At 73.1% G+C, this 16,620-nt stretch carries 19 protein-coding genes; 6 read left to right on the top strand and 13 right to left on the bottom strand.

The window, feature by feature from the left end:
• Positions 1-40: 40 nt before the first annotated feature.
• On the bottom strand, positions 41-1,027 hold the full coding sequence (locus AB0G11_RS20900; protein ID WP_219502143.1) for an RNA polymerase subunit sigma-70: 987 nt from the start codon (positions 1,025-1,027) through the stop codon (positions 41-43).
• Between the two features lie 50 nt (positions 1,028-1,077).
• On the opposite strand from AB0G11_RS20900, the gene AB0G11_RS20905 reads away from it, so the two are divergent.
• The gene (locus tag AB0G11_RS20905) at positions 1,078-1,797 is read left to right on the top strand and encodes a PIG-L deacetylase family protein (RefSeq protein WP_357587497.1); all 720 of its coding nucleotides are present in this window, start codon (positions 1,078-1,080) and stop codon (positions 1,795-1,797) included.
• Between the two features lie 48 nt (positions 1,798-1,845).
• Here AB0G11_RS20905 and thrS read toward each other — a convergent pair whose 3' ends face one another.
• Genes thrS through AB0G11_RS20920 form a run of 3 tightly spaced genes read right to left on the bottom strand, consistent with a single transcriptional unit; the run spans position 1,846 to position 5,391 of the window.
• Complete coding sequence (gene thrS / locus AB0G11_RS20910) at positions 1,846-3,831, bottom strand: threonine--tRNA ligase (protein WP_357587499.1); 1,986 nt, start codon at positions 3,829-3,831, stop codon at positions 1,846-1,848.
• A gap of 21 nt (positions 3,832-3,852) precedes the next feature.
• Positions 3,853-4,458 (bottom strand): GH25 family lysozyme, encoded by a 606-nt coding sequence (locus AB0G11_RS20915; RefSeq protein ID WP_219502137.1) that lies wholly within the window; start codon positions 4,456-4,458, stop codon positions 3,853-3,855.
• A gap of 30 nt (positions 4,459-4,488) precedes the next feature.
• Positions 4,489-5,391 (bottom strand): TIGR03564 family F420-dependent LLM class oxidoreductase, encoded by a 903-nt coding sequence (locus AB0G11_RS20920; protein ID WP_219502135.1) that lies wholly within the window; start codon positions 5,389-5,391, stop codon positions 4,489-4,491.
• Between the two features lie 99 nt (positions 5,392-5,490).
• Here AB0G11_RS20920 and pgm point away from each other — a divergent pair, with 99 nt between their 5' ends.
• Positions 5,491-7,119 (top strand): phosphoglucomutase (alpha-D-glucose-1,6-bisphosphate-dependent), encoded by a 1,629-nt coding sequence (pgm, locus tag AB0G11_RS20925; protein WP_219502133.1) that lies wholly within the window; start codon positions 5,491-5,493, stop codon positions 7,117-7,119.
• A 246-nt stretch (positions 7,120-7,365) separates the two neighbouring features.
• On the opposite strand, the gene AB0G11_RS20930 is transcribed toward pgm, so the two are convergent.
• A complete protein-coding gene (locus AB0G11_RS20930; protein WP_219502131.1) occupies positions 7,366-8,055 on the bottom strand; it encodes a DUF2786 domain-containing protein in 690 nt (229 codons plus the stop codon).
• Between the two features lie 19 nt (positions 8,056-8,074).
• Positions 8,075-9,313, bottom strand: coding sequence for a hypothetical protein (locus tag AB0G11_RS20935; protein WP_219502130.1), 1,239 nt, complete (start codon positions 9,311-9,313; stop codon positions 8,075-8,077).
• A gap of 358 nt (positions 9,314-9,671) precedes the next feature.
• On the opposite strand from AB0G11_RS20935, the gene AB0G11_RS20940 reads away from it, so the two are divergent.
• From AB0G11_RS20940 to AB0G11_RS20950, 3 genes are read left to right on the top strand one after another with little or no spacing between them, the layout of a single operon-like run.
• Positions 9,672-10,841, top strand: a complete 1,170-nt coding sequence (locus AB0G11_RS20940; RefSeq protein ID WP_219502128.1) for a cytochrome P450 — start codon at positions 9,672-9,674, stop codon at positions 10,839-10,841.
• Between the two features lie 18 nt (positions 10,842-10,859).
• Positions 10,860-11,603 carry an HAD family hydrolase gene (locus AB0G11_RS20945; protein ID WP_357587501.1) on the top strand — a complete coding sequence of 248 codons (744 nt, stop codon included), beginning with the start codon at positions 10,860-10,862 and terminating at the stop codon, positions 11,601-11,603.
• Positions 11,600-11,863, top strand: coding sequence for a DUF4031 domain-containing protein (locus tag AB0G11_RS20950; RefSeq protein WP_219502124.1), 264 nt, complete (start codon positions 11,600-11,602; stop codon positions 11,861-11,863). The genes AB0G11_RS20945 and AB0G11_RS20950 overlap by 4 nt, the downstream gene beginning before the upstream one ends.
• On the opposite strand, the gene AB0G11_RS20955 is transcribed toward AB0G11_RS20950, so the two are convergent.
• The 4 genes from AB0G11_RS20955 to AB0G11_RS20970 form a co-directional block, all read right to left on the bottom strand.
• Complete coding sequence (locus AB0G11_RS20955) at positions 11,826-12,458, bottom strand: metal-dependent phosphohydrolase (RefSeq protein WP_357587503.1); 633 nt, start codon at positions 12,456-12,458, stop codon at positions 11,826-11,828. The two genes, AB0G11_RS20950 and AB0G11_RS20955, sit on opposite strands and share 38 nt — an antisense overlap.
• 57 nt (positions 12,459-12,515) lie before the next feature.
• The gene (locus tag AB0G11_RS20960; protein WP_357587504.1) at positions 12,516-13,232 is read right to left on the bottom strand and encodes a hemerythrin domain-containing protein; all 717 of its coding nucleotides are present in this window, start codon (positions 13,230-13,232) and stop codon (positions 12,516-12,518) included.
• Positions 13,229-13,456 carry a hypothetical protein gene (locus AB0G11_RS20965; RefSeq protein ID WP_357587506.1) on the bottom strand — a complete coding sequence of 76 codons (228 nt, stop codon included), beginning with the start codon at positions 13,454-13,456 and terminating at the stop codon, positions 13,229-13,231. The genes AB0G11_RS20960 and AB0G11_RS20965 overlap by 4 nt, the downstream gene beginning before the upstream one ends.
• Positions 13,457-13,532: 76 nt before the next feature.
• The gene (locus tag AB0G11_RS20970) at positions 13,533-13,823 is read right to left on the bottom strand and encodes a DUF3040 domain-containing protein (RefSeq protein WP_357587507.1); all 291 of its coding nucleotides are present in this window, start codon (positions 13,821-13,823) and stop codon (positions 13,533-13,535) included.
• Between the two features lie 136 nt (positions 13,824-13,959).
• Here AB0G11_RS20970 and AB0G11_RS20975 point away from each other — a divergent pair, with 136 nt between their 5' ends.
• Complete coding sequence (locus tag AB0G11_RS20975; protein ID WP_357587508.1) at positions 13,960-14,382, top strand: helix-turn-helix domain-containing protein; 423 nt, start codon at positions 13,960-13,962, stop codon at positions 14,380-14,382.
• Positions 14,383-14,409: 27 nt separating this feature from the next.
• Here the strand turns inward: AB0G11_RS20975 and AB0G11_RS20980 are convergent, their stop codons facing one another.
• Genes AB0G11_RS20980 through AB0G11_RS20990 form a run of 3 tightly spaced genes read right to left on the bottom strand, consistent with a single transcriptional unit; the run spans position 14,410 to position 16,559 of the window.
• Entirely contained in the window at positions 14,410-14,700 is a 291-nt protein-coding gene (locus AB0G11_RS20980) for a hypothetical protein (RefSeq protein ID WP_219502116.1), read from the bottom strand.
• Positions 14,697-15,155, bottom strand: a complete 459-nt coding sequence (locus AB0G11_RS20985) for a hypothetical protein (protein ID WP_219502115.1) — start codon at positions 15,153-15,155, stop codon at positions 14,697-14,699. The genes AB0G11_RS20980 and AB0G11_RS20985 overlap by 4 nt, the downstream gene beginning before the upstream one ends.
• A gap of 6 nt (positions 15,156-15,161) precedes the next feature.
• Entirely contained in the window at positions 15,162-16,559 is a 1,398-nt protein-coding gene (locus AB0G11_RS20990) for a hypothetical protein (RefSeq protein ID WP_219502107.1), read from the bottom strand.
• Between the last annotated feature and the right edge of the window lie 61 nt (positions 16,560-16,620).

A 16,620-nucleotide genomic window follows, 5' to 3' on the forward strand; every position in this document is an offset into this window, starting at 1 on the left:
GCGGCGCGGGAAAAGGAATCGGTCCGGCGGGAGAAATTTCTCAGAGGGTGGCGGGCAGGCCGAAGGCGGCGAACACCTCCGGGCCGAACGTGATGATCTCGGCGATCCGCCCGTCCTCCACCCGCAGCACGTCGAGGTTGACCGCGGTGAAGACGGTCTCGCCGGGCCGCCGCACGTAGTTGGCGGCGGCGGGCTGCCGGTTCGCCGTCGCCGCCAGCGCGCGCCACTCGCCCCACGCCTCGGGTCCTTCGAGGACCGGGGCCCACAGGCCGAGGATCGCGGCGCGGCCGTCGTACAGGCGGGTCGCGGGCGGCATCGTCTGGCGGGCGTCCTCGCGCAGCAGCTCGGCCAGCGCGGTGAGGTCGCCCGTCTCCGAGGCGCGCATGTAGCGGCGCAGCACCGCCCGCTCCTCGGCGCTCGGCTCGGTGGCGGGACCCCATTCGGCGCGCCGCTCGGGCAGGTGGGTGCGCAGCGTCGCGCGGGCGCGCTGCAACGCGCTCTTGACCGCGGCCACGCTCAGCTCCAGCGCCTGCGCGGTCTCCTCGGCCGGCCAGCCGGCCACGTCTCGCAGGATGAGCACCGCCCGCTGGCGCGGCGGCAGATGCTGGATGGCCGCCAGGTAGGCCAGCTCGATCGTCTCGCGGGCGACGGCGAGCGCGTCGGGCTCGCCCTCCCCCGGCCCGGCCAGGTCGAGCATCCGGTCCGGGTACGGCTGCAGCCACGGCACCTCGGCGGGCGTGCCGCCCATCGTGACCACGACCTCGCGGGAGCGCGCCGGGCCGGACAGCGCGTCGAGGCAGACGTTCGTGGCGATGCGGTAGAGCCACGCCCGCAGCGACGAGCGGCCCTCGAACGTGTCGCGCCTGCGCCACGCCTTCAGCAGCGCCTCCTGCACCATGTCCTCGGCGTCGGCGTAGGAGCCGAGCATGCGATAGCAGTGCACCTGGAGCTCGTGCCGGTGGCGCTCGGCCAGCCGCGCGAACGCCGCCTGGTCACCCGCCGCGATCGCCTTGGCCGTCTCGTCCATGCTCGTGCCTCCTCCGCTCCGCGGGCCATCGTACGTTCTAGGGTGGGCTCATGGAGCAGCTGGAACCCATGCCCGGCGACTGGCGGCGCGCCCTCGCCGTGGTCGCGCACCCCGACGACCTGGAGTACGGCTGCGCGGCGGCCGTGGCGACGTGGACCGGCGAAGGCCGGGAGGTCTCCTACCTGGTGGCAACCAGGGGCGAGGCGGGCATCGACACGCTACCTCCGGCCGAGGCCGCCCCGCTGCGCGAGCGCGAGGAGCGGACCGGCGCCGCCGTCGTCGGCGTGACGTCCGTGGAGTTCCTCGACCACCCCGACGGGGTGATCGAGTACGGGGTCGCGCTGCGCCGCGACATCACCGCGGCCATCCGCAGGCACCGGCCCGAGCTGCTCATCACGCTCAACTTCGCCGACACCTGGGGCGCCACCGCCTGGAACACCCCCGACCACCGGGCCGTCGGCCGGGCCGCGCTCGACGCCGCCGGCGACGCGGGCAACCGGTGGATCTTCCCCGACATCGAGGCCGAGCCCTGGGACGGCGTGCGCTGGGTCGCCGTGGCCGGCGACGACGACCCCACTCACGCGGTCGACGTCACCGCGGGCCTCGAGGCGGGCGTCCGGTCGCTGGCCGAGCACCGCGCCTACATCGAGGCCCTCACCGACCAGCCGCCGCAGGACTACGCCCGCTCGCTCGTCGAGGGGTTCGCCGCCGAGACGGCCGGGCGGTTCGGTGGCCGCCCGGCGATCCCGTTCAGGCTCTTCAGCCGCTGACCGGCCGGCCGCCGGCCAGCGGCTGATCGGCGGCCGATCAGCGGCTGGTCAGACCTGGACGCGACTCTCGACCGCGTTGACGATCTCGGCGATCGCCTCGTCCACCGCCACGCCGTTCTTCTGCTCCCCGCTGCGGTAGCGGAACGACACCGCGCCGTTGGCGATGTCGTCGTCGCCCGCGAGCAGCATGTACGGGACCTTCGACTTCTGCGCGTTGCGGATCTTCTTCTGCATGCGGTCGTCGGAGGCGTCGATGTCGACCCGGACGCCGCGCTCGCGCAGCTTCTTGGCCACGTCCTGAAGGTAGGGGACGTGCGCGTCGGCGATCGGGATGCCCACGACCTGGACCGGCGCCAGCCACGGGGGGAAGGCGCCCGCGTAGTGCTCGGTGAGCACGCCGAGGAAGCGCTCGACGGAGCCGAACAGCGCCCGGTGGATCATGACCGGGGTCTGGCGGCTGCCGTCGGCGGCCTGGTATTCGAGGCCGAACCGCTTGGGCTGGTTGAGGTCGAGCTGAATGGTGGACAGCTGCCAGGTGCGGCCGATGGCGTCCTTGGCCTGCACGGAGATCTTCGGCCCGTAGAAGGCGGCGCCGCCCGGGTCGTCCTTGAGCGTCAGCCCCGACTCGGTCGCCACCTGGCGCAGCGCCTCGGTGGCCTCCTCCCACTCGGCGGGGTCGCCGATGAACTTCTCGGAGTCGTCACGGGTGGACAGCTCCAGGTAGAAGTCGGACAGGCCGAAGTCGCGCAGCACGCTCAGCACGAACCGCAGCAGCGACTTGATCTCGTCGGCCATCTGCTCGCGGGTGGTGTAGATGTGCGCGTCGTCCTGCGTCATGCCGCGCACCCGGGTCAGGCCGTGGACCACGCCGGACTTCTCGTAGCGGTAGACGGAGCCGAACTCGCACAGCCGCAGCGGCAGGTCGCGGTAGGAGCGCCCACGCGCCCGGAAGATCAGGTTGTGCATCGGGCAGTTCATCGGCTTGACCCGGTATTCGACGCCCTCCAGCTCGAAGGCCGGGAACATGTCGTCGGCATACCACGGCAGGTGGCCGGAGGTCTCGAACAGCGACGACTTGGTGATGTGCGGCGTGTTGACGAACTCGTAGCCCGCCTCGGCCTGCCGCGCCCGCATGTAGTCTTCCATCTCCTTGCGGATGATCCCGCCCTTGGGATGGAAGATCGGCAGCCCGCTGCCCAGCTCCGGCGGGAAGCTGAACAGGTCGAGCTCGGCGCCGAGCTTGCGGTGGTCGCGCTTCTCGGCCTCCTCCAGCAGCTTGAGGTATTCGTCCTGCTTGTCGCGGGACTCCCAGGCGGTGCCGTAGATGCGCTGGAGCTGCGGGTTCTTCTCGCTGCCGCGCCAGTAGGCGCCGCCGGAGCGCATGAGCTTGAAAGCCGGGATGGACCGGGTCGACGGCACGTGCGGGCCGCGGCACAGGTCCTTCCAGTGGAGCTCGCCGGTCTTGGCGTCGAGGTTGTCGTAGATGGTCAGCTGACCGGCGCCGACCTCGACGGCCTCCTCGTCGGCCGCGCCGCCCTTGAGGCCGATGAGCTCCAGCTTGTAGGGCTCGTCGGCGAGCTCCTCGCGCGCCTCGTCGTCGGTGACGGGGCGGCGGGAGAACACCTGGCCCTGCTTGACGATCTCGCGCATGCGCTTCTCGACGCGCTTGAGGTCGTCGGGCTGGAACGCCTGGTCGACGTCGAAGTCGTAGTAGAAGCCGTTGTCGACCGGCGGGCCGATGCCCAGCTTGGCCTCGGGGAACAGCTCCTGCACCGCCTGGGCCATCACGTGGGCGGTGGAGTGCCGGATGATCGCCCGGCCTTCCTCGCTGGACGCCTCGACGGGCTCGACCACGTCGCCGTCGGCCAGCGGGTGGGCCAGGTCGCGCGCCTCGCCGTTGACGCGCGCCGCGACGACGGCGCGCCCGTCGGCCTCCAGGGCCTCGCCGGCCGTCGTGCCGGCCGCGACCACACGCTCGGCTCCGGCGAGGGTGATGCGTAGCTCGGCTGACACGGTGACTCCCTGGGATAGCACGCGGATCGGTGGGATCCGATGCTATCGCGGGTCGTACCCCAGCCTGGTCAGCTCCCGGCGGGTGCCCTCGAACACGTTGCGGTCGATCGGGCTGTTGGCGTGCTGGTGGATGGTCCACTCGCGCCACGGTCTCGGCACGGCCGGCCTGCCGCGCGGATGGTGCGGGCTGGCGATCCACAGCGGGTATTCGGCCAGGCCGGCGCAGTTGCCCGCGCCGGCGAACGACTGGAAGGTGTAGATGAACGGGCGCACCCCCGCCTGCCGCTCGACCGCCCGGCACCAGCGGCGGGCGTAGCGGGCGACCTCGTCCGGCTTGAGCCCGTCGCCCGTCTCCAGGTCGAGCGCGAGCAGGTCGCCGCGGCGCAGCCCGCCCGCCTGCCGGATCGTGCCCAGGAAGTGGCGCGCGTGCTGCTCCGGGTCGCCCTTGGGCCGGCCGAAGTGGTAGGCGCCGCAGACGATCCAGTTCTCCCGCATGCCGTCCCAGTTGCGGGCGAACCACCGGTCCGTCCAGTCTCCTCCCTCGGTGGCCTTGGCGAAGGCGAACGCCACTCCGGACCGGGCGTGGTCAGCCCAGTCGACGGAGCCCTGCCAGTTGGACACGTCGATGCCATGCAGCAAGCGCTTCACCTTTGCGGAGTCTAGGCAGGTGCCCGCCGCTCACCCACGGGACGCGCCGAGGAGCACCTGCCGGGCGCGCTCGCGGTCGCCGTAGACGGAGGCCACGAAATCGGTCACCCCGGCCGCGGCGAGGCCCTCGATCTGCTCCCGGACGGAGTCCTCGTCACCGATGACCGCCACGTCGCCGGGTCCCTCGGCGCCCTCGCGGTCCAGCATGGCCCGGTAGGAGGGCAGCTTGCCGTACATCGCGAAGATCTCGTCGGCGCGCGCCCGCGCGGCGGGGGCGTCGTCGGTGACGCAGACCGGCAGCGTGCAGACGATGCGCGGCCGCTCGCGGCCGGCCTCCTCCGCGGCGGCGTTGATCGTGGGGGCGATGTGGCCGGCGACGGTCTTCGGGCCGGTCATCCAGAGCACGGTGCCGTCGGCGACGGTGCCGGCGAGCCTGAGCATGCGCGGGCCGAGCGCCGCCACGAGCACCGGCAGGCCGGCGCCGGGCGTGCCCAGGCGCACGTTCGCGCGGAGCGTCTCGCCGCCGTAGGAGACCTGCTCGCCGCGGGTGGCGGGCAGCAGGATCTCCAGGTACTCCTTCATGTGCCGGGCCGGGCGGTCGTAGCTGTAGCCGAACACGTCCTCGATGACCACCTTGTGCGACAGCCCGATGCCGAGCGCCAGCCGCCCGCCGAGCGCCGCGTTGACGGTCATGGCCTGCTGCGCGAGCACCACCGGGTGGCGCGGATAGGTCGGCACCACGCCGGTGCCCAGCTCGATCCCGCCGCCCGCCCGGCTGCCGGCGACGGCCAGCGCGGTGAGCGCGTCGAGGCCGAAGATGTTCGACATCCAGGCCGAGTCGAACCCGTCGCTCTCCGCCTGGGCGATCCGCTCGCTCAGCTCGGCGAACGGGTCGTCCCCCTGGGGCTCGTTGATCAGAAGTCCGAATCGCATCGCTACAGAACTCCATTCTGGTGGCCGCAGGCGCGAGTCTAACCCGATCACCCAGGGTGTTGGCGGAGCCGTGCGGGCGGCGATTTGTAAAGTGGCTCCATGACCCACGAACGCGCGGGGAAGCCCGCTCAGCCCGCCGACCTGGTCGACGTCGCCAGGCTGGTGACCGCCTATTACACGCTGAAGCCGGATCCCGGCGAGGTCGCGCAGCGGGTGGCGTTCGGCACCTCGGGGCATCGCGGGTCGTCGCTGAAGACGGCCTTCAACGAGGACCACATCCTGGCCACCACCCAGGCCATCTGCGAATACCGGCAGGCGCAGGGCACCGACGGGCCGCTCTACCTGGGCATCGACACGCACGCGCTGTCGGAGCCCGCCCGCGTGTCGGCGCTGGAGGTGCTCGCCGCCAACGGGGTGCGGGTGCTGATCGACTCGCGCGACGGCTACACGCCCACGCCCGCCGTGTCGCACGCCATCCTCACCCACAACCGCGGCCGCACCACCGGCCTCGCCGACGGCGTCGTGATCACGCCGTCGCACAACCCGCCCTCCGACGGCGGCTTCAAGTACAACCCGCCGCACGGCGGCCCGGCCGACTCCGACGCCACCTCCTGGATCCAGGACCGGGCCAACCGCCTGCTGGCCGCCGGGCTCAAGAACGTCCCCCGGGTCAGCTACACCAAGGCGCTCGCCGAGGCCGGACGGCACGACTTCCTCGGCTCCTACGTCGACGACCTGCCCTCCGTCATCGACCTCGACGCCATCCGCGCCTCCGGCGTGCGCATCGGCGCCGACCCGCTCGGCGGCGCCGCCGTGGCCTACTGGGGGGAGATCGCCGAACGGCACCGGCTCGACCTCACCGTGGTCAACCCGCTCGTCGACCCCACCTGGCGCTTCATGACGCTCGACTGGGACGGCAAGATCCGCATGGACTGCTCCTCGCCGTACGCGATGGCGTCCCTCATCGCCGGGCGCGACGCGTACGACATCTCCACCGGCAACGACGCCGACTCCGACCGGCACGGGATCGTCACGCCCGACGGGCTGATGAACCCCAACCACTACCTCGCCGTCGCCATCTCCTACCTGTACGGGCACCGCGACGGCTGGCCCGGCGACGCCGGCGTCGGCAAGACGATGGTGAGCAGCGGCATCATCGACCGCGTCGCCGCGTCGCTCGGCAGGCGGCTGTACGAGGTGCCGGTGGGGTTCAAGTGGTTCGTGCCGGGGCTGCTCGACGGGTCGCTCGGGTTCGGCGGCGAGGAGAGCGCCGGGGCGTCGTTCCTGCGCCGCGACGGGTCGCCGTGGACCACGGACAAGGACGGGATCATCCTGGCGCTGCTCGCCTCGGAGATCCGCGCGGTCACCGGCAGGTCGCCGAGCGAGCACTACCGCGACCTCACCGCCGCCTACGGCGAGCCCGCCTACGCGCGGGTGGACGCGCCCGCCACCCGGGAGGAGAAGGCGGTGCTCGGCAAGCTGTCCGCCGACCAGGTGACGGCCTCCACCCTGGCCGGCGAGTCCATCACCGACGTGCAGACGGCCGCGCCGGGCAACGGGGCGAGCCTCGGCGGGGTGAAGGTGTCCACGGCCAGCGCCTGGTTCGCGGCCCGGCCGTCGGGGACCGAGGACGTGTACAAGATCTACGCCGAGTCCTTCAAGGGGCCCGACCACCTCGCCCAGGTCCAGGAGGAGGCCCGCTCCCTCGTCTCCGCCGCCCTGAACTGACCCACCCGCCCCCGGCCCCGGACGCGCGTCCCACCAGGAGACGGCCACCTCGCGGAGGTCACGGCCTCCGCGAGGGGGCGGGCCTCCTGGACGGGGGCGGGCCTTCGGAAGGGGCCGTACGCCTGGGAAGGGCCGCCTCCCCCAGAGGGCGTCCCCTCCCCCAGACGCGCGTCCCACCAGGAGACGGCCACCCCCCGGAAGTCGCGGCCTCCGGGAGGGGTGGTCAGTGGCCGGGCCTGGCGGGGGTCAGGGGAGTTGGCGGGTCGGTGGGGTGGGGACGCCGGTGCGGCTGAGGTCGGCGCGGCGGCCGGCGGCGACGCCGTCGCGGTAGCCGGTGCCGCTGGTGCGGGGGACGCTGAGGCGGACGCGCGGGTAGACGGCGGAGACGGCGCGGTCGACCTCGGCGCGGCGGTCGGCGAGGACCAGGGCGGTGCCGGCGACGGGCGACTCGTCCTCGGCGCGCCGTTCGGCCTCGCTCAGCAGCCGGTAGACCTCGTCGGTGAAACCGAGCAGCCAGGAGCGGCGGTAGGCGCGGACGGCGTCGACCCCGTCGGGCAGCCGGACGCGGGCCAGCCCGGAGGCCATCTGGAGCAGCAGCGACGTGGCGAGCAGTTCGGCACGTTCCAGGTCGGCGGCGAAGCCGAAGACGTGCACCCGGTGCCCGCCGTCGCCGCGCCCGATGAGCAGCGGCCGGCAGCGCAGCGCCTGCGCGACGAGGCTGACGAGCCGGGCCTTCTCCCTGGCCCACGGCCCGGGCAGGGTGACGATGCGGTCGCCGGGCCGCCGGCGGGGCTGTTCGGGGTCGAGGGCGTCGATGCCGTACTTGGCCATGAGCGCCGTGGCCGCCGCCATGAACGTGGCCCGCTCGTGCTCGTTGTCCGTGCGCTCGGCCTTGGCCAGCAGTTTCCTGACCCGTTCGAGCGTCCGCTCGCGCACCCTGGCGCCCCCGTTCCGTTCAGGACTTGGTCAGCACCCGCCCGTCGTCGGCGATGGCGGGGAAGGCGCCGGTGTCGACGATGCCGTGCTGGTGGAACAGCGCCTCGATGAGGGCGTGGGCCCGCGGCTCCAGCTTCCACAGGGCACGATACTCGCGCGCGGTGGCGAGCGAGATGCCGATCTCCTGGGCGATGTCGACGGTGCGCGGGACGATGCCCTTGGCGATCTGCCGGTCCCAGTAGGCGCGGGCGGCCCGCATGAGCGCGGCCCGCTGGGCGGTGTCGACGACCTGGGGGGTGGCGTCGAGCACGTCGACGTCCTCGTCCTCCTCGTCGACGAGTTCGGCCAGGGCCGGGGGGAGTGCGGGGCGGGCGGGCACGGGCTGGTGGTCGGGGTCGGGCTCCCAGGGCACGCGGGGGGCGGCGTCGATGAGCGCGGAGGTGTTGTAGAGGGCGGCGATCTGGGCGAGCAGGGCTTCCTGGCGGGCCTGGTCGACGGCGAGGCCGGTGTGCTCGACGGCCTGGTCCATGGCCTTGTCGAGCTTGGCGAGGGCGGCGCGCATCTTGCGTTCGGAGCCGCCTGACTCGCGCAGCGCCTTGGCGCGCTTGGCGGCCAGGGCGACGCGCGTGAGCCTGCGGTGCGCGTCGACCTCGCTGGCGGTGCGGTCGCTGACCTCGGCCAGGCCGAGGCGGACGAGGAGCCGTTCGGGGGTGAGCCGCCAGTTGATGCGCCCGGTGCCGCGGATGCGGTGGCGTTCGATGGCCATGCCGCGCTCCCACAGCCAGGCGGCGACGAGCGGGGCGGCGAGCCGGAAGATCGCTTCGGGGAGGCTGCGCGCGTCCATGCTGGACAGCACGGCGGTCAGGCAGGTCAGCGCCCACACGGCGATGCCGTCGATGCCGGCGGAGTAGTTCTCGCGCATGTTGCGCCGGGCGCGTACGGCGGAGGTGATGATGGCGACTTCGATGAAGGCGAACAGCAGCAGCCGCAGCGGCCCGTCGAGGCCGAGGACGTCGCCGGAGAAGCGCCACATGCCCTGGGCCGAGACGCCGGTGGCGATGGACGCGGCGACGATGGTCAGCAGGTCCTCGATGGGGCGGGGGGCGACGTAGCGGGCGACGAGCCAGGCGGTGGCGCGCCAGACGACGCGCAGGACCAGGAAGGCCAGCCCCAGCCCGGCCAGCGTGAGAACGGCGATGACGGCGGTCGCGAGCGGCTTCTCTGTGATGAAGGCCGCTATTTCCTCGAATGTGGGCATCAGTCACTATCCGTGAGGCTCAGTCTCGGGCTCCAAACGACGAGATCATCGCAGAATGTCGCCATCTTGTACGCCAAACGCCGCCTGCCGCCCCGGTTTGCCCGTCTTTCCCCGTACGCCCCAGGAGCAGCACAAGAAGCGGGGTTCGTACCGGACAGCTACCTTCCGTGCCGTCGCGGGAGGCGGGACCGCCGGACGAGGTGACCAGGACACTTGCGGTCGGCGGGACGGAATCTCATCATCAGGTGAGATGAAATCTCGTCCTTTCGGAGGGCACCAGCCACCCGTCACGGATGGGACCATCTATCGAGGGATTTATCCCAACATGGTGTGATGTATCCCAGCAGGACGGATTTCGATGTCAGACTCAGAGTTCCCGCTCGTCCAGTTCATGCGCGACGGGTTCGATCCGGCGGCCGAACTCGCCCGCATCCGGACCGAGCACCCGGTCTTCCCGATGGAGATCCCGGGCGGCCAGACGGTCTACCTGGTGACGCGGTGGGACGACGTGCGTGGCGTCCTCGGCGACCACGAGCGCTTCAGCAACGACTTCGCCGGCGTCATCGGCCTGGGCTCCAACCAGGAGGACCCGGGCGGCCTCGGCTTCCGCGACCCGCCCGAGCACACGCGGCTGCGCAAGTACCTGACGCCCGAGTTCACCATGCGGCGGCTGCGCAGGCTGGAGCCGCGGATCGAGGCGATGGTCGAGGAGCACCTGGACCGGATGGCGGCCAAGGGCTCACCGGTGGACCTGATGGAGGAGTTCGCGCTCCCCATCCCGTCGCTCGTCGTGTGCGAGCTGCTCGGCGTCCCGTACGAGGAGCGCGCCGACTTCGTCAAGCTCAGCACCGACCGGTTCGACTTCACCGCCGGGCCCGAGGCGTCGCTGCAGGCGATCAACGACGCGATGACGTACCTGGTCGACCTGGTCGCCCGTGAGCGGCAGAACCCCGGCGAGGGCCTGCTCGGCCAGCTGCTGCGCGAGCACGGCGACGAGCTCGACGACCGGACGCTCGCCAGCATGGCCGACGGCCTGCTGACCGGCGGGCACGACACGAGCACCAGCATGCTCGCGCTCGGCACGCTGTGGCTGCTGGAGAACCCCGAGCAGGCCGCCAAGGTGCGCGAGGTCGACGGCTACGTCAACGACGTCGTCGAGGAGCTGCTGCGCTACATGACGGTCGTGCAGGTGGCCTTCCCGCGCTTCGCCCGCGACGACCTGGAGCTGCACGGGCACCAGATCAAGAAGGGCGAGATGGTGCTGTGCTCGCTCGCCGCGGCCAACCGCGACCCGAACCTCGGCGACGACATGGACGAGGTGAAGCCGGGCCGCCCGACCGCGGGCTCGCACCTGGCGTTCGGGCACGGCATCCACCGCTGCATCGGCGCGCCGCTGGCCCAGATGGAGATGCGCATCGCCTTCCCGGCGCTGCTGCGCCGCTTCCCCGGGCTGCACGTGGCCGGGGAGATCCCGTGGCGCAAGCTGGCCATCGTCTACGGCGTGGAGAAGCTACCCGTCGCCTGGTAGAGGGGTTACGTTCGCGGTGTGAGCGATCCTGTCATCGACCTGACGGCGATCGGCGCCGTCGTGTTCGACACCGACGGCGTGGTCACCGACACCGCCCGGGGGCACGCGGCCGCCTGGAAGCACGTCTTCGACGCGTTCCTGCGCGGCCGCTGCGAGCCGTTCGACATCCGCGGCGACTACCTGCGCCACGTCGACGGGCGTCCGCGCCTCGACGGGGTGCGCACGTTCCTGGCCTCGCGCGGCATCACGCTGCCCGAGGGCGCGGCCGACGACCCGCCGGGCGCGCCGACCGTGCACGGGCTCGGCCTGGCCAAGGACCAGCTGTTCCTCGCCGAGGTGGACAAGTACGGCGTCGCCGCGTTCCCCGCCGCCGTGGCGCTGCTGCACGAGCTGCGCCGGCGCGGGGCCCGTACCGCCGGGGTGTCGGCCAGCCTGCACGGGCGCAGGCTGGTCGGGGCGGCGGGCGTGACGCACCTGTTCGACGTGCTGGTCGACGGGAGTGACGCGGCGCTGATGAACCTGCCGGGCAAGCCCGATCCGGCGCTGTTCCTGGAGGCGGTGCGCCGGCTGGCGCTGCCGGCCGTCCGGGCGGCGGTGGTGGAGACGGCGCTGCCGGGGATCGAGGCGGCCCGCAGGGGCGGGTTCGGGCTGGTGGTGGCGGTGGACCGCGACGACTCCGGCCTCGCGCGGGACGTGGGCGCGGTGGTGGCCGATCTCGGGGAGCTCACCGTGCGCGGGCGGGTTCTACCCTTGACGTCGTGACGGTGCTCATCGACCCGCCCAACTTCCCCGGGCCGCGCGGCCTGCTCTGGTCCCACCTGGTCAGCGACAGCTCGCTGGACGAGCTGCACGCCTTCGCGGTGCGGCTCGGCGTGCCCGGGCGCGCGTTCGACCGCGACCACTACGACGTGCCGGAGACGGCGCACGCGCACGCGGTGTCGCTCGGCGCGCATCCGGTCAGCTCGCGCGAGCTGCTGCACCGCCTCATCGCCTCGGGGCTGCGCCGCCGCAAGCCCCGCTGAGCTCGGCGAGCTCGCGCGCCATCGCGGCCCGCGCCCGCTCCTCCCACAGCTCCCGCGCGGCGGGCGTGCGATAGAGCTCCGGTACGGCCAGCAGCCGGCGCAGCACCTGGGCCCGGCCCCGCCTGAAGAGGTCGTCGGGCACGTGCGCGTACTCCTGGCGGATCGCCCGCGCGTAGGCGGCGTAGCCGTCGCCGCCGAGGACGGCCAGGTCGGCGTCGCACAGCACCGCGCCGTCGCGGTCGCCGGTGGTGACGGTGTCGTGCGCGGCGGTCAGCCGGACCAGCCTGGCGACCTCGGCCACCCGCGACGGCGGCACGCCGCAGCGCGGCAGCCTGGCCTGGGCGAGCTGGGCGCTGCGCTCCTCGTCCCAGCCGGGCCGCCCGTCGTAGACGGCGTCGTGGAACCAGGCGGCCAGCCGCACCGCCACGGGGTCGGCGGCGGAGCCCTCCAGCAGGCCGACGGCGGACAGCACCGCGCGCAGGTGGGCCAGGTCGTGGTAGCGCCGGTGCGGCTCGCTCCAGCGGGCCACCAGCTCCGCCCCCACAGCGAGCGCCGCCCGCGACTCCCCCGCCACCCCGGCCCACGCCTTCAGCACGCCTCCACCCTAGAACCCCGCGGCGGGCCGTGGCCGTGCGGCTGAGCTCGCCCCGCCTCAGCGCCGCCGCACCCGGACGCGCCACTCGCCGGGCCCCTCTCTCAGGTACGTGAAGCCGTAGTCGCCGTCGGCCAGCTGCCAGCACAGCAGGTTGAGGTCGTGGCCGGAGCGCAGCTCGACCGCCTCGTCGCGGCCGAGCCTGCGCAGCCGGTCGCGTACGGCGTCGGCGGCCGCGGCCTGGGGCAGCGTGTCCAGGTCGATCACCGGCCCCTCGGTGAGCGGGAACCAGCGGTGCGGCTGCGCGCCGAGCGCGGCGGTCGCGGCGGCCGGTCGGCCGAGCGCGGCCAGGACGCGTTCCTCGGTGGCGAAGTGGCGTCCGAGCTGGGTGAGCAGGTCGCGGGTGAGGGTCGCGAGCCGCGCCGGCGGGCAGGAGTCCGAGGCCGCCCGGGTGATCGCGTCGACGGCGGCGCGCAGCCGGGCGTGGTCGCGGGTCAGCCGTGACAGCGCGGGCGCGGCGCCGTAGGCGGGGAACAGCAGCCACTCCTCGTCCCTGATCTGCCGGATCACCTCGGCGCGTAGGTAGGCGGTCAGGGCGCGGGCCTCCCGTTCCGGGGAGCCGCCCCGGGCCGCCGCCGCGAGCAGGGCCCGGGCGCGGGCGGTGACCTGGGCCAGGAGCTGGGCGTGCTCGCCGGTGAGGGTGTGCGGGGTCTCGCCGTCCCTGGGGCGCGCGGCCGAGGTCCTGGCGTGCCGTCTCAGCTCCGCGGGCCGGCTCATCGGGCGACGCTCCGCTCGGTGGGGAGCCGCTGGCCCGGCACGCTGTCCGGGGTCAGCTCAGGCCGCGCCGGGAGGGCGGGCGGCTCCTCCGGCTCACCCGGCGCGGCCTCCGGGGCCTGTTCGGGCGGCGTGGCCCGTTTATGCTTGACGACCCGCACGCCGAGGCCGAGCCCCAGGGCGGCCGGCGCCAGGACCGTGCCCAGCACGGCGACGATGGCGATCATTTGTTCCTCCGATATCCGCCCCGTGCGGCCGGCGGGGCATCGATGGCCGGATCCTTCCGGTGTCCCGTACGCGCGCTCAGGGCCCGTACGTGCCCGCGTCGTGGCGCTCGCGCAGCCACCAGAAGCCGGCGGCCATGCCGGAGAACACCAGCCCGCCGACGCCCGACCCGCCTGCCAGGGAGAGCACGCCGAGCCCCAGGCTGAGCAGGAGCGGCAGCGTGAAGGCGGACGTGGCCGGGTCGCCGGACGGGGCGTCGTCCCCGAGAAGCCGGGCGTCGGTCGAGAAGTCCCGCGCGAAAGCCGGATCGTCGGCCAGCAGCCGGCACTGGATCTCCCGCAGCACTTCGCGATCTCGATCACTGAGCACGATACCTCCCCAGGACGCATTTGCATCGTAACACGATAGAAATCGGGTGAACATGGGCGGTCTTCCACCACGTTGACCTGGACTGATGTGCTGTCGCTGCGCCGCACGTCACCTCGTGACGCGATAGACTTGTCCGGTGTCCGACCATGAGAGCCCGCCCCTGACCAAGCAGGACTTCGAGGCGCTGGCCCGCTTCCGCTTCGGGATCCGCAGCTACCTGCGCTTCAGCGAGGAGACGGTGCGCGCCGACGGCCTCACCCCGCAGCAATACCAGCTGCTGCTGGCGCTGAAGGGCTTCCCCGGGCGGGAGTGGGCGACCGTGCGCGAGCTCGCCGACCGGCTCCAGCTCCGCCACCACAGCGTCGTCGAGCTGGTCAACCGCGCCCAGTCGCAGGGCCTGGTCAGGCGGGAGGCCCACCCCGACGACGGCCGCGCCGTGCGCGTCCTGGTGACGCCGGAGGGCGAGCAGGTGCTGACCCGCCTGAGCGCCCTGCACCGCGACGAGCTGCGCCGCATGCACACCGTGCTGACCCTGCCCGTCTGGACCAGCACCGGCTGACGGCCCCCGGCCCGCCGCCCGCCCGGGTCAGCGGCGGCGCCGGGCGGCCGCCGCGCGGATGGCCTCGGCGTACGGCTCGTCGGCCGCGCGCGTGGCGGGCGGCAGGTCGGCGTACGGGACGAGCGCCGGGTGGCCGGGATCGCGCGTGCTCATCCACGCCGACCAGGCGTCGTGGACGTCCTCGGCGCTCACCGCCTCGCCCTTGGCCCGCAGCAGCACCGCGTACAGGACGAACAGCCCGGTGGCGTCGTCCGGCGGGGCGGCTCCGGCGGGCAGCAGGCTCCGGATGAGGCGCGCGTCCGCGTCCAGGTAGGTCATGCCAGGAGTCTGCCCGCCATCAGCAGCAGATGCAGCAGCACGAACACGCCGGGCACGATCCGCTCGGTGCTGCCGAGGTCGGCGTAGCGGCCCCGCAGCGGCCCGGTCCGGCTGGCCAGGAGCGCCTGCCACTCGCTGCCGAACGGCTGCACGGGCAGTTGCAGCTCGATCTCGTTGATGACGGCGAACTTGGCCCGGTTGAGATCGCGGTAGCTGCGCAACTGCACCCACCAGGTGCCCGACAGCACCACTCCGACCAGCGCGAACACCACCGGGACCGGCCACGGCCTGACGCCGGTGAACAGCGACAGCGCGGCGACCGACAGCAGCGTGCTCTGGACGGACAGGAAGAAGGCGTTGGCCAGGGTGCGCCGGGCCGAGACCCGGTCGGCCATCTCCACCGCGACCTTGTAGAGCTCGATCACGGGAGCCAGGTCGTTGCCGGGGGCGGACATCCTCGATCACCTCAGTCGTTGGAGCGCGTAGGCCAGCAGGTGGTGGGTGGCCGCCGGGCCGCCGATGGCGATCCGGCTGACCAGCAGGGTCCTGGCGCCGTCCCCGGAGTTGGGCGAGCCGGGGGCCATCCGCGCCCAGGCGTGCCTGATGTGGGTCGCCAGATAGCGGGTGTCGCTGCCGGTGTCGGCGAGGACGACGACGCGGTGGACGGGGTAGCGGTCGATGACGCGCTGGAGTTCGTAGCCGGTGCCGACGTTCTCCTTCTGGAAGCCCGACAGGTCGATGACGACGAGGTCGGCGAGCTCCAGCAGGGTGTCGACGGCGCGTTTCCAGTAGCTCCCGTGGCACAGATAGGCGGACAAGGGGTAGCTGCCCTTGCGGTCCCAGACGCGCACGCCCTTGCCGCCGGTGCCCCTGATGGTGCGGAACCCGCTGGGCAGCGGCTCGGTGGACCGCGCGCCGAGCGCCCGCAGCATGCGCCGGTCGGAGGTGATGAACAGGTTCTTGAGCGTCCCGGTGCGCCGCGCCCGGGCCAGCTCGGAGTAGCTCACGGAGGCGGCGCTGCGCAGCAGGTGCACGTGCCCGCAGCGGCGGAAGGCCCCTTTGACGAAGTCGCGCACCCGTAACTCGTTCTCGAACAGCCGGAAGTAGGCGATGTCCAGCGGGGGCCGGCCGAAGACGTTGCGCTCGGCGGTGACCTTGGGCAGGCCGAAGGTGATGCTCGGGGGCGGATCGTAGTAGGTGATCCTCAGTTCGGGGATGACCGGGGCCCGGTACTGGGCCGGGGTGGCGGTGGCGGGCGGCATCAGCGCGGCGAAGGCCGGGTCCTGGGAGAGCCTGCGCACCTGCCAGGCCAGCAGCTGCCGGCGCGTGACGTCGACGGCGACGACGACGAGCACGGCCAGCCCGACCCCGCCGGCCAGGCCGGCGACCCAGATCGCCTCCTCCGCGCGCGAACCCATCCGCTCGGGGACGAGCTGGGTGCCCAGCGCGACGATCACCAGCGGGAACACCACCCACGGCACGGCCAGCAGCGCGACGTTGCCCACCGTGGTGCGGCCGGGCCGTGACTGGCGCAGGGCGGCGCCGTGCTGGGCCGTGGGCGGCAGCAGCAGCGCCTTGACCGGATCGCGCGCCTGCCGCCGCTGCGACAGCGCGATCTGCCAGCGGACCACGCTCGCGGCCAGCGCGATCGTGAACAGCGCGGAGATCACGCCGGTGCCGCCGGCCAGCCAGGGGAAGAGCTCGAAGTCGCGCGGGATCCGCACGACGACGGTCACGGCGGGGATCCGGCCGCTCATGTAGGAGGAGACCAGCCAGGCGATGCCGCCGGTGTAGAGGGCGCCGATCAGGTTGCCGCGTACGGCCTGCGCCTCCGCCGCCGGGTCGAGCCGATAGCGCATGCTCCGCCTCCGTCCGCGCCGCTTGCGGCCGCCCGAGACCCCCCGGCAATGGCAGCCATCC

The sequence above is a fragment of the Nonomuraea sp. NPDC023979 genome (genome assembly GCF_040639085.1).
Classification (GTDB): Bacteria; Actinomycetota; Actinomycetes; order Streptosporangiales; family Streptosporangiaceae; genus Nonomuraea; species Nonomuraea ceibae.